Origin of the sequence: Streptomyces sp. MnatMP-M17, assembly GCF_900091995.1 — a bacterium.
In the GTDB taxonomy this organism is placed as follows: Bacteria; Actinomycetota; Actinomycetes; order Streptomycetales; family Streptomycetaceae; genus Streptomyces.
Genome location: NZ_FMDK01000690.1, coordinates 1 through 2,621, shown reverse-complemented (window position 1 = coordinate 2,621; position 2,621 = coordinate 1). Strand labels below are relative to the sequence as shown.

Genomic DNA, 2,621 nt, shown 5'->3' with positions numbered 1-2,621 from the left:
CCGCCGGCCGTCAGCGGCGCGGCGCGCGGGGGCTCCTGGGCCGGCGTGGCGCGGGCTGCGTGCAGCCGGGCGTAGGCGCCTTGCTCCCGGATCAGCTCGTCATGGGTGCCGCGCTCGACGATCCGCCCCGATTCCATGACGACGATCATATCGGCGTCACGGATGGTGGAGAGCCGGTGCGCGATCACAAAGCTGGTCCTGCCCGCGCGCAGGGTGTTCATCGCACGCTGGATGAGGACCTCGGTACGGGTGTCGACCGAACTCGTCGCCTCGTCCAGGACCAGGACCGCGGGCCCGGCGAGAAACGCCCGCGCCACCGTGATGAGCTGCTTCTCCCCGGCGCTGACGCCCGACGACTCGTCGTCCAGCACCGTGTCGTAGCCCTCGGGCAGGGTACGGATGAACCGGTCGGCGCAGGTCGCGCGCGCGGCGGCCACGATCTTCTCGCGGCTCGCGCCCTCCTGTCCGTACGCGATGTTCTCGGCGATCGTGCCGCCGAAGAGCCAGGTGTCCTGGAGGACCAGACCGAACCGCGCGCGCAGATCGTCGCGTGTCATCGAGGCGATGTCCGTCCCGTCCAGCAGGATGCGGCCTCCGTCGACCTCGTAGAACCGCATCAGGAGATTGCCGAGCGTGGTCTTGCCCGCGCCTGTGGGCCCGACGATCGCGACCGTACTGCCCGGCTCCACGGTGAGTGACAGATCCTCGATCAGCGGTGTCTCGGGCGCGTAGCGGAACGACACCCGGTCGAACCGCACCTGGCCCCGGACCTCGCCCGGCCGGGCCGGAGGCTCCGGATCGGGAGCCTGCTCCCGCTCGTCGAGCAGGGTGAAGACCCGTGCGGCGGAGGCGATCCCGGACTGGAGCCGTCCGGCCACGCTCGCGACCTGGACGATCGGCTGGCTGAACTGGCGGGAGTAGAGGATGAAGGCCTGGACGTCCCCGAGCGTCAGCGTCCCGCGTACGACCTGCCACGCACCGGCCACCGCCACGGCCACATAGCCGAGATTGGCGATGAACATCATCGACGGCTCTATGGTGCCCGAGGCGAACTGGGCCTTCGCGCCCGCGCGGAACAGTGCCTCGTTCTGTGCGTCGAAGTGCCGCTCGGCCTGCTCGCGCCGGCCGAAAGCCTTCACCAGCGAGTGTCCCGTATACATCTCCTCGACATACGCGTTCATCGCTCCCGTCGCGGCCCACTGGTCCGTGAACCGGGGCTGGGCCCGCTTGCTGATCCAGGCCGCGAGGACCGCCGACACCGGCACGCTCGCCAGCATGACCAGCGCCAGCGACGGCGAGATCACCAGCATCAGGATCAGCATGGTGACGATCGAGATCACCGAGGTGATCAGCTCGGCGAGCGTCTGCTGGAGCGTCTGCTGGAGATTGTCGACATCGTTGGTCGTACGGCTCAGCACCTCGCCGGCCGGATGGCGGTCGAAGTAGCGCAGCGGCAGCCTCCCGAGCTTCTCCTCCGCACGCTCGCGCAGCTCGAAGACCACTTTCTGGACGACGGACGAGACCAGCCTGCCCTGGACGAGCATGAAGAGCGAGGCCGCGGCATAGAGGACGAGCAAAAGCAGCAGCACCTCGCCGACCCGGCCGAAATCGACTCCGGGCGCGACTTTCTGACTGCTCGTCAGAACACCCTCGACGATCAGGTCGGTGGCTTTCCCGAGCAGGAGCGGGCCGAACGCGTTGCAGCCGATCCCGGCGGTCCCGAGGACGAGCGCCAGGGCGACCAGGGAGCGGTGCGGGCGGAGCAGCCCGAGGAGTCTGCGGCCCGGTCCGGTGGATTCCGCCCGGTCAGGGCTGTCCGGCGAGACCATGGACGGCCTCCTCCTCGGTGAGCTGGGAGAGCGCTATCTCGCGATAGGTCGTGCTGTCGCGCAGCAGCGCGTCATGGGTACCGCTGCCGACGACACGGCCCTCGTCCAGGACCACGATCCGGTCGGCGGAGCGGACCGTGGCCACCCGCTGGGCGACCGTGAGTACCGTCGCTCCCGCGATCTCGGGCGCCAGCGCGGCGCGCAGCGCGGCGTCCGTGGCGTAGTCGAGCGCCGAGAAGCAGTCGTCGAACAGATAGACGTCGGGCCGGCGCAGCAGAGTGCGCGCGATGGCCAGCCGCTGCCGCTGACCGCCCGAGACATTGGTGCCGCCCTGGGCGATCGCCGTGTCGAGCGCGTCGGGCATGGCCCGGACGAAGTCGGCGGCCTGGGCGGTACGCAGGGCCCGCCAGAGCTCCTCGTCGGTGGCGTCCGGTTTCCCGAACCGCAGATTGGACGCGACCGTCCCGGAGAACAGATACGGCCGCTGCGGTACGAAGCCCACGGCGCGGCTCAGCACCTCGGGATCCAGCTCCCGTACGTCGACGCCGTTGACGCGTACCGAGCCGTCGGTGACATCCATCAGCCGCAGCACCAGATTGAGCAGTGTGGTCTTGCCGCTGCCGGTGCTGCCGAGGATCGCCACGCTCTCACCGGGAGCCGCCGTCAGATCGATCCCGTGCAGTATCGGCTTCTCGGCGCCCGGGTAGCGGAACTCCGCGCCATGGATGTCGAGTCGGCCCGCCTCGCCCGACCGTCCGCCCGCGTCGCCTGCCACCGGCCGTACCGGCTCCG

Annotated in this window: 2 protein-coding genes; both read right to left on the bottom strand. The window is 69.9% G+C overall.

The window, feature by feature from the left end; translation table 11 throughout:
* The coding region (locus tag GA0115259_RS28385) for an ABC transporter ATP-binding protein (protein ID WP_093602309.1) at nt 1-1,829 on the bottom strand (1,829 nt) is incomplete at its 3' end.
* On the bottom strand, nt 1,807-2,621 hold an 815-nt coding region (locus tag GA0115259_RS28380), incomplete at its 5' end, for an ABC transporter ATP-binding protein (protein WP_141716722.1). The genes GA0115259_RS28385 and GA0115259_RS28380, both read right to left, overlap by 23 nt.